Raw genomic sequence first — 16,553 nt, forward strand, 5'->3', positions numbered from 1 at the left:
ATTATTCCTTTCTTTGGGTTAATACTGGAGTTTGCTCTAAAAGTTGATTGATTTGCTGCAAATGATCTGGACTAATATTAATAAAAGGAAAAGTTGTATCTAACTTAGTCAAGGACATTTGTGCTAAATCACTGGTAGGGTCATCTTTGAAGAAATCCAAAATTGGATCAATAGTCTGAATTTGCTTTACTAATTCTTTATCTTTTAAGATTTCAGCTACTGGAGTATCTTGATGATAGGTTTCAATATAATCTGTTGTAGGTTGATATTGTAAGTCGTATTTCCCTGCTGTTAAAACAAAGGTTCCCGACAAATATTTTGTATCATTAACCAATATCTTTGGAGCTCGTGGCAGCCGGACCTTAACTTGTACACCAAACGGTATTTCTAAATGAACTTTAACTGTATGCTGTTCATCAGTCTCAATAGCTGATTGAATCCGTAAATCGCCATATGGAGTTGTGAAATGACCTTTCATTTGCGGCAAACGATAATCAAATTGAGGTGCAAAAGTAATTTGTTGATAACCAGCACTGTGCTCGGTAATGCCTAATAAATATTGATAAGCCCAGTGCATAATAGTACCAATACTGTAGTGATTTAAGGAGTTCATTCCTTCAGGATTCATGGAACCATCAGCTTGAATGGAATTCCAACGTTCCCACACTGTTGTTGCTCCCAAGTTTACCTCATTGAGCCAACTAGGATAATCTTCATTTAAGAAAATTTTAGTAGCTAATTTATGTTGGCCAAATTTTGATAAAACTGAGCACAAATATGGAGTTCCTACAAAGCCCGTCTTTAGATGATCATTATCTTTGTGCAGGCGTTGCACTAAATCGTCCACTACACGTTGTTGGTATTGTGGCTCGACCAAATTAAATTGAAGAGCTAGTGTATATGCTGTCTGTGTGTCAATGGCAATGCGGCCTTTAGGCGTAATATATTCAGCTTGAATGGCCTTTTTAATCGCTGCTGCTAGTTGGGAATAATATTCAAAATCAGCGGAATTATCAAATAATTGAGCTGTTTGGGCCACAATCCAACTAGAATAATAATAATAGATAGAAGCAATAAAATCTTCATCGGTTTTACCAGTCGGCATTGCTGGATTTTCACCATCCAAAGCTAGCCAGTCTCCAAATTGGAAAGGACTCACCCATAAATTAGGTGTTTGCGTATTTTTACTAATCCAATCAACCCACGATTTCATAGCTGAATAATTTTGTCGTAAAATAGCAGAATCGCCATAATTTTGATACATATTCCAAGGAATAATTGTTGCAGCATCACCCCAAACAGCAGCTCCCCCATCATTTTGACCCATGGCAGGCGCATACATGGTTACCATTCCATCATGTTGCTGTTGCTCGATCGCTAAATCATAAGCATACTTCTTAAAGAAGGCAAAAACATCCATATTGCAGGCCGCTGTATTCGAAAAAATTTCTGCATCCCCGCTCCAGCCTAAACGTTCGTCGCGTTGGGGACAATCAGTAGGCACATCAAAGAAATTACTCTTTTGACTCCATAAAATATTTTCAAACAGGCGATTAACTTTGGCATTGTTAGTTTGAATACTGCCTGTGTTGTCCATATCAGAATAAATGACATCTGCTTTAAAATCTTGGGCACGCAGAGATTGAGTTATACCTGAAACCTTAACATAGCGATATCCATAATAAGTAAAGTGCGGACGTACCCATTTTTCTTGACCATCTGAGATATAAACAAAGGCCGCACGCGCTTGCCGTAAATTATCACGATAAAAGTTACCTTCTTGTAAAACTTCACCAAACTGAAAAGTGATTTTGGTGCCTTGAGGTTCGCGATTGTAAAATTCCAACCAGCCAGCTTGATTCTGACCAAAATCCAAAACTTGTTCTTGAGCAGGAGTATGAATGATTTGTTGAACAGCAACTTGCTCTTTAATAGTTAAGGGCAAACTTAATCGATCTTGTAAAACCGCATAATTATGCTGAACTTCAATTGCTGGCTGCCAGTCAGTAATTTCTAAGGTATCGTCGAAATCTTCACCATAATAAATTGCTGACTTAGTAATTTTGCCACTAGTAGTCTGCCACGTATTATTAGTCACGATTACTTCTTCTGTACTATCAGTATATTCTAAATGGTACTCTGCAATTGCCAACTGCTGGTCACCGTAGATACAATCTTGACCACCATCAAAACCATAATTACCTTTGTACCAACCATCACCACAGGAAATTAATAATTCATGGGAATTTTGAGAAAGTTGCTTAGTTATATCATAAGTTTGTACTTGAACCCATTGATCATAAGCCGTTACACCGGGAGTTAAATATTCGGAACCAACTTTTTGATTATCAATATAAGTTTCATATAAACCCAAGCCTGCAATATATAAGCGAGCAGCTTTAAGCGGTTTATCAACTGTAATTGACTTTTTAAATAGAGTATTTTGAATCTTTTTATCAGTATTTCCAATCCATTGTGCCTGCCAAGATTCATTCATTTTTCCTGTTTCAAAAAAAGATTGTGCTTGTATATGTTCTTGTTTCGAACGAATTTCCACTAATACTTGATAACGAGTCCGAGCTTGTAAGTGCAAATCAACATCAAAATAGTTATTATCATAATTAAGCCACTCACTTTGCCAACAAGGTTGCTTGGAAGTTGTTAAATAAATGGTTAAACGTTTTTCAACTGGAATAAATTCAGTTGCCGCCAATTTAAACGCTACTCGCAGATCATTTAATTGAAAACCTAGCGGTTCATGGAGATGATTAATCGTAATTGAACTAATTTTCATTATTCTTTACCCCACTATAATTTTGTCTGAAAATCACCACAAAACGGATCAACTGGATTAATACCTTGGAAAGCTTCTTGACCCATAAGTTTGCGGATAACCGCATCAATACTAGCTTCATTACCCGTATAGGCATTAATAAAGGTTGACATATTCGGGACATCAAACAAATGATAGGGATTGGCAGTCGATACAAAGACTGTTGGAATGGATTTCATAAACCATGGCGCATCGGCAGCCATTAAGTGAATCCAGTCTAGTCGTGTTGTTGTCTGATTGCTGGCTGTTTCAATATTGGCTACATATAATGCTAAGTCAAACTTGTCCTGTAAATCAGCCACACCTTCATCAAAAACTTCGTGAAAATCAAGTTGTTGGCGATTAAATAAGGAAACTTCAAAACCAGCTTGCGTTAATTTATCTTTAAATAGATCTGTGACGTGTCCGCCTTCTTTAAATCCACCATCATCACTATCACCTAAAACTACTAAACGAATCCGGTGATACTTGTCTGGAGTTAGGGGCAACAATTGGTCACGATCTTTTACCAAAGTAACTGACTTTTTGGCAATTTGTTGAGCAATTTGTTGATGCTCTGCTAGCTTAAGATTGAGATCTTCAGGAACAGTTTGTGTGAGCTCTTCTTTCACATTCATAATACCTTGAGCTAATTTAGTGCCTAAGATACGCATAACAGCTTCATTCACTCGCTCCATGCTCAAGATGCCATTATCAATTGCTTGTTGAATGTAATGATAATCTTCATCAATATTTTTATTGAATAGTATCATATCAATACCAGCGTTAATTGTTGCAGGTAACAAATATTTACGTGCCATAGTTGTGTTATAACCTAACATTGGAGTTGCATCAGTAATTGTCAGCCCATTAAAATGCAAAACATTACGCAACAAGCCTTCAATTAATAATTTTGAACTAGAAGCAGGCCGTAAATCCTTATCTGCAATTCCTGGTTCTAACTTTCGTTCCCAAGCCGGCTGCATAATATGGGCAATCATCACACTTGGAGCTCCTTCTTCTATCAAGGTATGATAGATTTGACCGTAAGATTGTAACCATTCATCAGTTGATAAGGAATTAACTGAACTTAATAAATGTTGATCTCGTTCGTCAACACCATCCCCTGGAAAATGTTTAATTACTGGAATAATATGATTAGCTTCAAGTCCTTTGATTTGAGCTTGTGACATTTTTAATACTCGATTTTTATCGCTGCCAAAAGTTCTTGTATTCATAATTGGATTACGGAAGTTTTTATCAATATCAACAATTGGTGCAAATGACATATTGCCACCTACTTGATAGGCTTCACTACCCGCAACATTTCCTAATTGATAAGCACTTGCAGGATCATCAGTAGCTGCCATTTGTAACGGCGTGCCTAGCCAAGTACCTTCACTTACCAAGCCATTGCCACCTGATTCCAAGTTTGCTGCCATTAATAGCGGAATCGTACTAGCTTTTTGTGCTATATTTAATTCACGCTTTAACTTTTCAGCCTTATCTGGGCGATACATCATCCCACCAGGTTGATATTTATGAATAAATTCAGCAATATCAACTGTTGCTTCATCTTGCCCAATAACAAAAAATAGTTGCCCAATTTTTTCAGCAACGGTCATTTTTTGAATTTTCTTTTTGAGATATTCGATTTGTTCTTGTTTTAAATAATATGGTTTTTTGGTTAAATCCAGCATATTTTGCCTCCGTTATTGTTTACGTTTCCAGTTTAGAATAATTACCTTGTTTTAACTATTGCGAAAAGCTACAATAAGTGTGTTCATTTTACAGAATACGTCTAATCAGAAAGGAATAAAAATGAATCCTGAAGTTTTAGAATTACTACGAAAAAACAATCAACCTCGACCTTGGGCAGAACTAAAACCCACAATGAGCCCCTTTAAAGTTACTGAAATTAATCAAGAACCTGTTTATGAATTTTTTTATACATTGACAGATTCTCTCACTATCAATCCTCATGCTATTGGCCTTTCCGTTCAGCCAGTTAAATCATATATTCCTTTTCATATTCATAATTACGTGGAACTTACTATCCCTTTATTAGGCGAATGCACCGTAGTAACCAACAAGGAAAAAATTCATGTTAAACAAAATAATATTATCATTATTGGCAACCATACAACACACAAAGTGGAGCCTATTGATACAGGTTCTATTGTCGTTAACATGTCGTTAAAAGAATCAGCTTTTACGCTGAATGATTTTAATTTTATACAACAAAGTGTGCCTAATCAAAGTATTTCTAATCTATTATTTTCGCTGTTATCAAATGAAAATTTGGGCGAGAATGCCTATACTCTCTTTCAAACTGCCCACAGTCAACAAATCATTAATACCTTGTATGACATAATTTTTGAGTACTATCATCCAGACATCCAATCCAACCAAATTATTCGGCTCGAAATACTAACTTTATTCTCACGCTTCATTCGGGTTGCTTCAAAAACTAATATTAATATCAAAGTTAATAAAAACAATTCTGGTAATAGTGTATTATCTATGCTTCTATATATTGAACAAAATTATGCTCATATTACTTTAGAAAAAATGGGACAACATTTTGGATTTAACCCCAACTATTTATCTAATTATTTAAAGAAACAAACTGGAATGTCCTTTATTCAATTAGTCCATTTACAAAGAATCAACGTTGCGGCAGAATATCTAACTTATACAAAGGCCCCTATTGAACAAATATCATTGAAGGTTGGTTACGAAAATCCGTCATACTTTTATAAAGTATTCAAAAAAATTCTACACGTATCACCTACTGAATACCGATATCGTAATCAAGTGAAACAACATGAATCTGTAAAATGAACATAAAAATAATAACTTTTGAATATAGTACTTGTTTTACCTTCCGCTTATACTTTATTTGTTAATGTAAACGTCAACAATTTTATAAAAGAAGGAAGATATTATTATGAACAAGTTTCAAGAGTTTCTCCAAAAAACTTTAGTACCTTTTTCAAATAAACTTGGACAAAATAAAATACTTCAAAGCATTTCAGCTGGTATGGTGATGACTTTACCAGTCACAATTGGTGCTTCTGTATTTTCAATTTTGGCTAGTTTTCCAATTAAAAGTGTTAGTGACTGGTTTAATTCAATTGGTATTACCAAGCCAATGAATGCCGTGGTTAACGGTTCAATGAATATTTTAGCTGTCTTTATAGCATTTTCAATCGCATATAACTATGCTAAAAAGAGTAAGGCTAATGGCGTAATTGCTGGATTATTTAGTTTATCTAGTTTTTTTGTTTTAGCACCTCAGACTGTGCCATCAGGCAAAAAAGTTGTAACAGCATTTAAAATGGATTATTTAGGTAGTAATGGTATTATTGTAGCTATCATTTTATCTATTCTGATTGCTATGCTTTATGTTCGTTTAAGTAAAGTGAAAAGATTAGTTATCAAGCTACCTGATTCTGTTCCTAGTATGGTTAGCACCTCAATTGAACCCTTAATTATTGGTATTATTATTTTCACAATAGTATTTATAGTTGGTGCCTTTTTCAGTTATACACCATATAACAATGTATTTGATTTTGTAAATAAACTTATTACTGCACCATTAGTTCATGTTGGCGGTTCACCTTGGACTATTATTTTGATTATTACTTTATCTAATTTATTATTTTTCTTTGGTATTCACCCAGCAGCTATTCAATCAGTTATTATGCCAATTGTTATTTCAATGATGGTAGCCAGTGCTCCTATTTACCAAAGTGGTAAACAAATTCCATATTTGAAAAATTTAGTAGCTTTTGGTTTTTCCAATAATGATGCAGCTGGTGCCACTTTAAGTTTAATTTTAGTCGGATTAATTTTTGGTAAATCAAAACGTTATAAAGAATTCTTTAAAGTATCTTCTATTCCAGGACTATTTAATATTAATGAACCTGTTGTATTTGGTTTGCCCATTGTTTTAAATCCTTTAATGCTGATTCCATTTTTGCTTTCTACATTGATATCTGGTTCAATTGCAATGATTGCTGTTAATATTGGCTTTATTACTAATTATAATCCAATGCTGGGTCTTGGAGTGCCTTGGACAATGCCAAAAGTAATTGCTGATTTCTTAATTATGGGATGGCAAGGTGCTGTTGTTTGGATTATTAATTTTGTAATTATGTTCTTCATATATTTACCATTCTTTAAAGTATTAGATCAACAGGCTTTAGAAGCAGAACAAAATGAACCCAAAAAAGAGGAAAATTAATTTATGAAATATCAAGCCAAATTACCACAAGATTTCCCTAAAAATTTTTTGTGGGGAGCTAGTACTTCAGCTTTTCAAGTTGAAGGTGCAGCCAATGAAGATGGCAAAGGAACCACTGTTGCTGATTTAAGAGCGCAAAAAAGTAAATATTTAGATACGTCAGTATCTGTTGATCATTATCATCATGTTGATGAAGACGTAAAATTAATGGCTGAGTTAGGATTAAAGAGCTATCGTTTTTCCATTAGTTGGGCGCGAATTTTCCCCCATGGTAATGACAAAAAGCCTAATTTAAAGGGAGTTGAATTCTATAATCATTTAATTGATTCGCTAGTAGAAAACAATATCGAACCGATTGTAACAATTTTTCATTTTGATTTACCACAATCATTGGTTAAACAATATGGCGGTTGGGCTAGTAGAAAATGTATCAACGATTATTACCATTATGCAAAAACTCTATTCCAGTTATATGGAGATCGAGTAAATTATTGGTTAACAATCAATGAACAATCATTATTAGCTAATGTTCCTTCTATGAATGGAATTACTGATATAGATGCGGATACTTTGCACCAAAAAGGAGAGCAATCAAATTATAATATGTTTGTTGCTCAAGCAAAAGTTTATAATCTTTGCCACCAAATATTGCCTAATGCTAAAATTGGCCCTGCTGTATCTTATATGACTACTTTACCTTATGATCATACCTCGATAGATGCTCTTAAAAGTAAACAATTAGAAGATATGATTGGTTTTATTGATATGGACGTAGCGCTTAGAGGAAAATTGCCCAATTATTATTTACGCTATCTGCAAGACAATAAAATTGAACTAGATATTGAAGAAAAAGATCAAGCAATTTTTAAAGACGGCAAAGCTGATTTTCTAGGATTAAATTGGTATTCTACTAGTATTTTTAAATTAAATGAACAATCTAATCCAAAAATGCTCACTGGTGTTATTTCAGGAGTAGAAAAAATTAGTGACGAACGCATCATGAACTCAGAATGGGATTTTTCATACGATCCACAAGGTCTTCGTTACGCTCTACAAAAAGTAAATGACCGTTTTCCTAATATTCCTATTATTATTACAGAATGTGGTTGGCCAGAAAAAGAGAAGCTTGAAAACGGAGAAATACATGATCAAAAACGGATTAAATATCTAAATGGTCATATATACCAATTAAGAGAAGCTATAAAAGATGGAATTAATATTATTTCATTTAATCCCTGGTCATTTATTGACTTATTAAGTGTTAATGATGGTATGGATAAGCGCTATGGTCTAATTTATGTTGATCGTGATAATTTTAACGCTAAACAACTTCATCGTTATAAGAAAGATAGCTACTACTTTTATCAAAAAGTAATTCAAACTAATGCTAAAAATGTGAAGAAATGCGAATAATATGTAAATAAGGATTGGAGCAATGATATGTTCCAATCCTTATTTAATCATTATCATAATTTTACAGACAAATATAATAAGTTAACATATGTATAACAACCAATTCAATAACAATATGGTTTTATAACATATATTAAGAATATCGCTTAAAATATATAATTATTAAAGTAGCAATCCTAATCACTTTTTTCTTCTTTTACTTGCTGATATAATTCCTAATTGCTGGCGGTATTTAGCCACAGTACGCCGGGCAATTTGGATGTCCTGTTGAGCTAAAAGTTCCACCAATTTTTGATCACTTAAGGGATGTTGCTGATTTTCTTGGTCAATTAAATTTTTTATTTGTGCTTGCACTTGATTAACCGATTTATCAGAATTGGGATTACTGCGCTTAGTAAAGAAATGCTTCAATTCAAAAATACCAAAATCAGTTTGTAAATATTTACCGTTGATAGTGCGACTTACTGTCGAAATACTAATGTCTAATTTATTGGCTACATCCCGCAATAATAATGGCTGTAATTCTGAAGTTTTTTGTAAGAGAAATGGTGCTTGAGCTTCTACAATACAGCGTCCAATTAAGGCAATAGTTTGAATTCGACGTTCTAAATTGCGCTGTAGGCTTTGATATTCTTGATACTTATTTTTAATGTATTCTTGAGTTTCTTGATCAGTGCTTTGCTTCAATTGTTCATATGTTTCTTGGGCAAAAACAATCTTAGGATAACCATATTTAGTTACTTCTAATGACAATTTATCATCATTAGTTTTGAGAATTAGCTCGGGAATAATATAACTATTATTATCATAATCTTCGGTATAAGGATAAGGAGTTAATGTTTGGATAACTGCAAAAGCAGCTTCAACTTCTGGTATTGATACTTCCAAGTGCTGTGCAATCGTTGACCAATTATGATTGACAATATCATCGAAATATTTTTCTAACATTGTCAAAGCTAATGTTGTCTGGGCAGTGGCCTTTTTAGCTTGTAATTGTAACATCAGACATTCCTGCAAAGATTGTGCTCCAACCCCTGGCGGATCCAAATTAAACAGCAATTCTTTCGCATCTATTAATGTGATTTTATCCACGGGCAACAACTCTAGTAATTCTTGATCGGATTTCATCAAATAACCATGTTCATCTAATTGATCGATAAGACACAACACTACATCGCGCAAAGATGTGGGTCTCATTGTTAGACGTACTTGTTCTAATAAATAATCATATAGTGTTTGATGACTAGCAGAGTTGTTTTCTAAAGCTGTTGACATTTCTACTTCTTGTTTAGATACTGTCGGATTGACGTCAAATAAAGGATTAGCCATACTTAAGTCTTGAACATAATCAGTTAAGTCCAAAAGATTAGTTTGCAGCATTAAAATTGACTGTTTCATACTTTGAGTCAAAACTAGTCCCTGCAGCTGTTTTTGATTAATTTGATAACTTTGTTTTAGAGCCATAATTAAACCTCAACTATTTTACTCGTTAGGTCAATTATAAACCTAGGTTTTCAAATTTTCAGATATTATGTAAAACAGATTGCCTTATCTCGGCAATCTATCTTCTCGATTTAAAATATTTTTAAATTTATTATGAGGCTCATTTTGATACCAATAGGCTACTGTAGAAATATCATCTTCTCTTTCATATAACTTAATATCATCATTACCTAAATCTTGAAAAGTTACTCGTAAATTCTTATGAAAAGAAATTGGATCAGGTAAATGCCAACGATATAGACCATGCATGGGTAAAGCATCATCGCCAAAACCATGGGGAGAATTAGGATTAGGTTTACCAGCACTAAAATAATCACGTGTACTATCACGCTTAGATTGAAATGGATATCCCATAAATAATGTATTAAAGTTCTTAGCATATGGTAATTCTCCATAATTACGTTTATGAAAGGCCCAAGCACCACCAAAATAATCTTCGGCTCCAGTTGAAGTAATTGTAGGAAATTCTTGATCATCATCCAAATAAAACTTAAACTCACCTTCGCCCCACCAATATCGCTCTAAGGCACATAAAGCCATATAAGTGCCGACGTAGTAACCATGCCCCTTAATATTATCAATCAAAGTATAATCGATACCTTTTTTAGTAGAGCGTTCACGATTCCATTTAGCATGAAAATATAAGGCATCATCAGGAACATCTGTCAAAGCATAACTAAAAGTATAAAATATATGTTTAATAAAATTAGGGTGCTCACTAGTTAATGTGATTTTTGCTTTTTTACGAAATGGCATTTCAAAATAAGAATTCATTCCTGCTGTTGGGTTAACAACAATAGGTAAAGAATTAACTTCACAACTTTGACCAAAACCATTGCAGAAAAAATCGCCTAAAGGAACTTCTACAGATGGTGTTGATTCATCATCCCAATACATTCTTAAAATTAAATCACGTAAAACAAAACTCCCTGCTGTAGTTTTATCGGGAACTGTCATCCAAATATGACGAATAATTCCTGGTCCTTCAATCTCAGCCAAAGTAATGGTTTCATTAGGATTAATAGGAACTGAAGGTGATCCTTTGCGACCAACACCTAACTTGCTTGCGGACATTGCAGCCTTGCCTTTTTCTCCATACTTATTTTCTGGGGTAATGTTTCGACTTTGTTCGCCTTGGTAATTCCAAATACTATTTAAATAGTTGTTCATTATTATTCATCTCCAATAGCATTTACATTTTTCTCCAAATTCAAATATATAATTTGCTGTTGCGATTCTTTTACTAATTGTTTTAAATTTAAATTTTCATTATTAATTTGTAATGCAATACTCAATGCTAACGGCAAATTAATTCCAGATATTATTTGTACTTTATCTGACATATATTGGTAAAATTTTTGATTCACACTACCTCCTGCCATATCAGTTAAAATAATATACTCATCTGATTCCAAATTTAGTAACTTTTCAATCATTTGGTCAATATCATCATTACCATCAACATAAGCACATAAAGCAAATATTTGTTCATTTTTAATACTTGTTAAAAATTGAACCGTATCTTTTAAGCCCTTTGCAAAATTAGAATGACTTGCTAATATTAATTTTCTCATCCGAATAAATCCTTTTATAAATTTTTCTATGCCAAAATACCAAAAGCAGACATAAACATTGCAAACACGATAATCAGTAAAATTAACCATGTCATGCTGATTTTCTTTTTAGTTAAAAGGTAATAAGAAAACCATGTAATAGCAACAGGGATCATTGCTGGTAGAATTTTATCTAACATTGGTTGTATTTTCATTGCAACTGCACCAAATTTAAATTTAACAGGTGTCGTAACTGTTATTACAGAAGCAATTAAGGCTCCAACTACTGTCAAACCTAGTACTGATGCAGCTTCAGTTAAATAATTAATCTTATCGCCATATTCAGTTATAATTTTTACACCTTGTTTATGGCCAAATTCGAAAGCCCGCATACGTAAAAAGAAAATAACAAAAATTAAAGCCATCCATAAAAGAATTCCAAACATATTACCTTTGAGGGCCATATATGCAGCAATAGAACCCATAATAGTAGGAATCATAGTCATTAACAATGAATCACCAATTCCAGCCAATGGACCCATAGTACCAACTTTAAAATCTTGAACAGCATCTTTTGCAGCTAATCCTTGCTTTTCTTCCATTGCTACGCATGCCCCAAGAATAATTCCGGCCAACCATGGTTGTGTATTATAATATTGAAAATGATTATTTAACGCTTTTGTATAGTCATCATCATTTTTATAAATTTTACGTAAAATGGGGGAAAGTGCATATGCAACTGAACCACCTTGTTGAGTTTGATAATTAAAAGTACAAACACTCATTAACCACCGATAATTAGCTTTACGTAAATCCTTTTTAGTTACAATATATCTACCTTGACTATCGTAATTATTATCTGACATTTTATTCATCCTCTCCTACGAATGATTGAGTATTTTGTAAAGATTTTTTCCATTCTCCTTCTTTTTCAGCTTGTTTATATACAGCAAAAGCTAATGCAAAACCGAAAATAGCAACGCCAATAATTGGAACTTTTAAAAATGCAGCAAAGAAAAACCCAATTAATAGATAATTAATATATTTTGCAGCTGGCATATATTTTAAAAGCATTGCAATACCAACAGCAGGCAATAATTTTCCAGCTAAGGTCAGTCCTCCCATAAACCAACTAGGTAAACTTTTTAGAATGAAGTTAACTGCTGCTTGTCCTAATGTTACAGAAATAAATACTGGAATGGCTGCTGATAAACCAAAAAATAAAGGACCTAGCCATAAAATTGCATTCATTTTTTTATATTGATGATTATTATTATATTCTTGAGATTTTTTAACAACAAAACCATTTAAAATCTTTACAATCACATCTAATTGAACACCCAACATCCCTACTGGTAAACCAATTGCTAAACCAGCTTGTTTTCCAACAGCTGCACCAAAGGCAGTAGCAATTATAGCAGTAGTTCCATAATCAGGTACTGATGAGCCACCAAAGCCTGCAACTCCTAATGACATTAGTTGGACTGTTCCACCTACAACTAACCCTGTCTTAATATCGCCCATAATAATACCAGTAAATAAACCCCAAAAAACTGGATAGTTCACGAATAACATAGGTATACCATAGTAATCAACATGTTTAATAAAAGCTAGAAGAGTTAGCATAATAATTTGAATCACAGTTAAATGCATTTTTCATACCTCCTAAATTAAAGAACTTATATCTTGCGGCTTATCAGCTGGGACAAATTGAGTAACTACTTTCACACCAGAATTAATCAATTTATGATAATCAACAATATTTTCAGGTGTAGCATATGCTCTTTGAGATAATTGAATAACCTTATCTCCTTCTTTAACTACTGTTCCACCTACGATAAGCTTATTAAACTCAACATTGTGTTCTTTCAATTTGACAAAAGTACTTGGTTCTTTGGCAATTATAAAAACATTCTCATGATCATATTTCCCACTTTTAAAATTATTAAGCGCTTTATCTTCAGTAATTATAGAAATAGCCATTCCCGCTGGACGTGCTAAACGCATACTTGATTTTGCAATATCATCATTAGCTACTTTGTCATCAATTACCATAACCCTATTTGCTTTAGACATTGGTGCCCACTGAGTTACAATAATGCCATGTAATAAGCGATTATCAATTCTTGTCATAACTACTGTCATAATATTTTCCTCCTAAAATATAGTTCAAATAACTATTAGCAAATTATATGCCAAAAATAAAAAGCCTGATAAATCAGGCTTTTTTAATATAATCATAGACATACATCACTTCATCTATAGATATTTCGACACTATAATAATTTTCAACGACGGTGAATGCCATTTTAAAAGATTTATAAAATTGTTCTTGTTTATAATTCAAATTAAGTGATATTTCGTCATGAATATTAGATTGAGTTACCAATCTTTCAATAAGACAACAAATATGAACGTACAAACCAAAACAAATCTTATTATCTAAATGTAAATGCAATTCATTCTGCAAAATATATAATGCATCAGATACTTGAGATAATAACTTATTAGGATTTAAAATAGTTAATTGTTCCATTAAATTAGTCAAGCTAAAGTTTTTTAAAATTTGATTATTTATGCTTTTTATTTCTGTATCGGAAAAATGCTGGCTCAAATGTGCTGATAAATCCTGAACTTTAATTCCTAATATCAAGTCTTCAATAGAATAAAAACGTACCTTTTCTAAATTAGGATTCAAAGTCCCTACAATAAATAATACATGATAATCTTTTTCTAATTCTGATAAATAATCTTCTTTAGCCAAGGAATAATAATCACAAGTAATAATATTAATATCAGAATTTGCAGGTAAACTCCTTTTTAAAATTTGTTTTAATTTATGAGATGTTCCCAATCCACTTGCACAAGAACAAATAATTAAATCTTGCTTTTGTTTAGGAGCTTTATAATATGTCTGTATTTTTTGATTATTTTTAATGTTACTTAAAATATCATTCAATGGCACATTTAGGTTAATATATTGATTAGCAGCTTCTAATGCAATTCCTGTAGAAACATTATTTAAAATACCTACTTTTTGTTGGTCACTAATTCTTAATTGTGGAATAATTTTTTCCAATGATCCCATATCCACAAAAATCAATAATTCTTTAAAATTAATACGTCCAAGCAAATAATTGTTAACACGCTTTACCACTTCATTATTATCAATTGTTAGAGGCATGTCTATTGCATCAAAAATATACTTTTTCATTAATAAATTTGTTGTAGTGGCTATTGAACTTGCTACGTTGTCCCCATGAGCAATAATTAATGCTAGCTTGCGTTGTTGGAATTCTTTACCACTCATTAACTTAAATAATACCGTTAAAATAATCTTTGAAGAAAGAGATACATCAATATCACAAAATTGTAAAAATTGCTCACTTAAATTCAATGCCTGACCAGCAGTATCCTTTAACATTTGATTAAACTCAGCTAATTGCTTGGTAGTAATATTAATATTGTCAGCCTGGTACAACCATGAATCTAAAAATAACTTAGTTAAAGTTATATAGAAATTATCAAATTCAGTTTGATAATATTCTTCATTTTCTTTAACAAATTGATTTAACTTAATTTCTAAATAAGATTCATTTGTTGTCAATTGTAAATTACTAAGAAAATGCCGCTTTAAATAATGATCAAAGTCATTAAACAAATGATTGTTATCAGGATTAGATTGCCAATGATAATAAAAATAGTTAATTAGTTGATTAAATGACAATTGACCATAATTTTGGCTTAATTCACTAAGCTTTAAATATTTATTAATTGGATATCTAATATTCATTTTATGTGTCATTTTAGCCATCTCATTCGGTAAATCAGCCAATTTTATCTTTACAATTTTTGAAGATAATTGATGGGAATAAGCATTAGCGCAGGTCAGCTGAATAACATTTTTTAAATTTCCAACATTTTCTTTAAAGGTGTAGTTTAATAAAAAATCTAGTAATGAATATGATAATACTATTTCTTTTTTTAAGCGATGTGACTCGTGTTTAAAAAATTCTGATATTAGTTCCCTTTTTTCGTAAATTGTTCTATTAGATAAATTAGGCAAAGAAATCTTTACTGGTATTCGTCGTAATAATGTAGGTAATATATATTGCTTTGGATCTTCTGATGTGGCAAAGATTATCCAACAATGTGATTCACATACTTTTTCATTATCTCCCAATCTATGAAATTTATTTGTATCCATAAATTGAAACAATTTTTCTTGACATTCTTTATTTAGAGAATGAATTTCATCTAAAAAAAGCACTCCATTATCAGCCAGTTCAATAATTCCCTTTTTGTCAGTAATAGCACCTGTATATGCACCTCTCACAACACCAAATAAGTTAGCCAAAAATAATTCTGGATTATTAGAATATTCACTACAATTAATAGAAATAAATTTAGATTGTTTGTTGATATTATGATGGAGCATTAAATGCTGATAAATCATGTTGGCTAAATAACTCTTACCAGTTCCAGTAGAACCCATTAACAAAATAGGAAGCCCATTAGGAGGGTATTGAATTGCAGCTTTAATTTCTGTAATGATTCTTTTTAAACTTCCTGTATTCCCAATGACTCTATCCAATCCTACTTCTTGAACAGATTGATACCACTTACGCGCATCAACCAAATTTGAAAAAACTACTGGAACGTCGCTATGCTTTGGTAATTTAAAAAATAAAACTGGTCTAGAATTAATTTTTCCAAATGAACCATCACGTACAAATTCATTCAAATACTGCGATACGATATTACGACTAACTTGTAATTTTTGTGATAAATAATTAGCAGAGTTATACTTCCAATCTTTATCATTTTTACTATTTTCTTTAACATAATTTTTGATTTGTATTTTTAGATTCATACTATCGCCTTAGACACTAATTTGATTATATCGACAGTATATCATATTTTAGTTATACTTATTTAAATTTGATTTTAATATATGTTAACAAATCTAAGAATAGCTAAAACCAGCTAAATTAAATAAGTTCTATGCCAAAAAGTTCTGATA

12 protein-coding genes are annotated in these 16,553 nt (G+C 32.1%); 3 read left to right on the forward strand and 9 right to left on the reverse strand.

Annotated elements, in window-relative coordinates:
- Position 1 precedes the first annotated feature (1 nt).
- Both DS830_RS06065 and DS830_RS06070 read right to left on the reverse strand, forming a co-directional pair.
- The gene (locus DS830_RS06065; RefSeq protein WP_118908647.1) at positions 2-2,794 is read right to left on the reverse strand and encodes an alpha-L-rhamnosidase; all 2,793 of its coding nucleotides are present in this window, start codon (positions 2,792-2,794) and stop codon (positions 2-4) included.
- Positions 2,795-2,808: 14 nt separating this feature from the next.
- The gene (locus DS830_RS06070) at positions 2,809-4,512 is read right to left on the reverse strand and encodes a glycoside hydrolase family 3 protein (RefSeq protein WP_118908648.1); all 1,704 of its coding nucleotides are present in this window, start codon (positions 4,510-4,512) and stop codon (positions 2,809-2,811) included.
- 121 nt (positions 4,513-4,633) lie between these two features.
- Between DS830_RS06070 and DS830_RS06075 the strand changes: the two genes are divergently transcribed.
- The 3 genes from DS830_RS06075 to DS830_RS06085 all read left to right on the forward strand — a co-directional run bounded on the left by DS830_RS06075 (position 4,634) and on the right by DS830_RS06085 (position 8,474).
- Entirely contained in the window at positions 4,634-5,656 is a 1,023-nt protein-coding gene (locus DS830_RS06075) for an AraC family transcriptional regulator (RefSeq protein WP_118908649.1), read from the forward strand.
- Between the two features lie 106 nt (positions 5,657-5,762).
- A complete protein-coding gene (locus tag DS830_RS06080) occupies positions 5,763-7,061 on the forward strand; it encodes a PTS sugar transporter subunit IIC (RefSeq protein WP_118908650.1) in 1,299 nt (432 codons plus the stop codon).
- 3 nt (positions 7,062-7,064) lie between these two features.
- A complete protein-coding gene (locus tag DS830_RS06085; RefSeq protein ID WP_118908651.1) occupies positions 7,065-8,474 on the forward strand; it encodes a glycoside hydrolase family 1 protein in 1,410 nt (469 codons plus the stop codon).
- Positions 8,475-8,654: 180 nt separating this feature from the next.
- On the opposite strand, the gene rpoN is transcribed toward DS830_RS06085, so the two are convergent.
- The 7 genes from rpoN to DS830_RS06120 all read right to left on the reverse strand — a co-directional run bounded on the left by rpoN (position 8,655) and on the right by DS830_RS06120 (position 16,403).
- Complete coding sequence (rpoN, locus tag DS830_RS06090) at positions 8,655-9,938, reverse strand: RNA polymerase factor sigma-54 (RefSeq protein ID WP_118908652.1); 1,284 nt, start codon at positions 9,936-9,938, stop codon at positions 8,655-8,657.
- 84 nt (positions 9,939-10,022) lie between these two features.
- Positions 10,023-11,147, reverse strand: coding sequence for a glycoside hydrolase family 172 protein (locus DS830_RS06095; RefSeq protein ID WP_118908653.1), 1,125 nt, complete (start codon positions 11,145-11,147; stop codon positions 10,023-10,025).
- A 2-nt stretch (positions 11,148-11,149) separates the two neighbouring features.
- On the reverse strand, positions 11,150-11,551 hold the full coding sequence (locus DS830_RS06100; RefSeq protein WP_118908654.1) for a PTS sugar transporter subunit IIA: 402 nt from the start codon (positions 11,549-11,551) through the stop codon (positions 11,150-11,152).
- Positions 11,552-11,577: 26 nt separating this feature from the next.
- On the reverse strand, positions 11,578-12,405 hold the full coding sequence (locus tag DS830_RS06105) for a PTS system mannose/fructose/sorbose family transporter subunit IID (RefSeq protein WP_205526773.1): 828 nt from the start codon (positions 12,403-12,405) through the stop codon (positions 11,578-11,580).
- The gene (locus DS830_RS06110) at positions 12,398-13,183 is read right to left on the reverse strand and encodes a PTS mannose/fructose/sorbose/N-acetylgalactosamine transporter subunit IIC (RefSeq protein ID WP_118908655.1); all 786 of its coding nucleotides are present in this window, start codon (positions 13,181-13,183) and stop codon (positions 12,398-12,400) included. Before DS830_RS06110 ends, DS830_RS06105 begins: the two co-directional genes overlap by 8 nt.
- 12 nt (positions 13,184-13,195) lie before the next feature.
- A complete protein-coding gene (locus tag DS830_RS06115; protein WP_118908656.1) occupies positions 13,196-13,675 on the reverse strand; it encodes a PTS sugar transporter subunit IIB in 480 nt (159 codons plus the stop codon).
- A gap of 73 nt (positions 13,676-13,748) precedes the next feature.
- Entirely contained in the window at positions 13,749-16,403 is a 2,655-nt protein-coding gene (locus DS830_RS06120) for a sigma 54-interacting transcriptional regulator (RefSeq protein WP_118908657.1), read from the reverse strand.
- Positions 16,404-16,553: the final 150 nt, after the last annotated feature.

The sequence above is a fragment of the Bombilactobacillus bombi genome (genome assembly GCF_003522965.1).
GTDB classification, from domain to species: domain Bacteria; phylum Bacillota; class Bacilli; order Lactobacillales; family Lactobacillaceae; genus Bombilactobacillus; species Bombilactobacillus bombi.

Excerpts from the sequence above, each read along its gene's own strand:
- DS830_RS06065 (WP_118908647.1), bottom strand. The coding sequence starts at position 2,794 with ATGAAAATTAGTTCAATTACGATTAATCATCTCCATGAACCGCTAGGT.
- DS830_RS06100 (WP_118908654.1), bottom strand. The coding sequence starts at position 11,551 with ATGAGAAAATTAATATTAGCAAGTCATTCTAATTTTGCAAAGGGCTTA.
- rpoN (WP_118908652.1), bottom strand. The coding sequence starts at position 9,938 with ATGGCTCTAAAACAAAGTTATCAAATTAATCAAAAACAGCTGCAGGGA.
- DS830_RS06070 (WP_118908648.1), bottom strand. The coding sequence starts at position 4,512 with ATGCTGGATTTAACCAAAAAACCATATTATTTAAAACAAGAACAAATC.
- DS830_RS06105 (WP_205526773.1), bottom strand. The coding sequence starts at position 12,405 with ATGAATAAAATGTCAGATAATAATTACGATAGTCAAGGTAGATATATT.
- DS830_RS06120 (WP_118908657.1), bottom strand. The coding sequence starts at position 16,403 with ATGAATCTAAAAATACAAATCAAAAATTATGTTAAAGAAAATAGTAAA.
- DS830_RS06115 (WP_118908656.1), bottom strand. The coding sequence starts at position 13,675 with ATGACAGTAGTTATGACAAGAATTGATAATCGCTTATTACATGGCATT.
- DS830_RS06110 (WP_118908655.1), bottom strand. The coding sequence starts at position 13,183 with ATGCATTTAACTGTGATTCAAATTATTATGCTAACTCTTCTAGCTTTT.
- DS830_RS06095 (WP_118908653.1), bottom strand. The coding sequence starts at position 11,147 with ATGAACAACTATTTAAATAGTATTTGGAATTACCAAGGCGAACAAAGT.
- DS830_RS06080 (WP_118908650.1), top strand. The coding sequence starts at position 5,763 with ATGAACAAGTTTCAAGAGTTTCTCCAAAAAACTTTAGTACCTTTTTCA.
- DS830_RS06075 (WP_118908649.1), top strand. The coding sequence starts at position 4,634 with ATGAATCCTGAAGTTTTAGAATTACTACGAAAAAACAATCAACCTCGA.
- DS830_RS06085 (WP_118908651.1), top strand. The coding sequence starts at position 7,065 with ATGAAATATCAAGCCAAATTACCACAAGATTTCCCTAAAAATTTTTTG.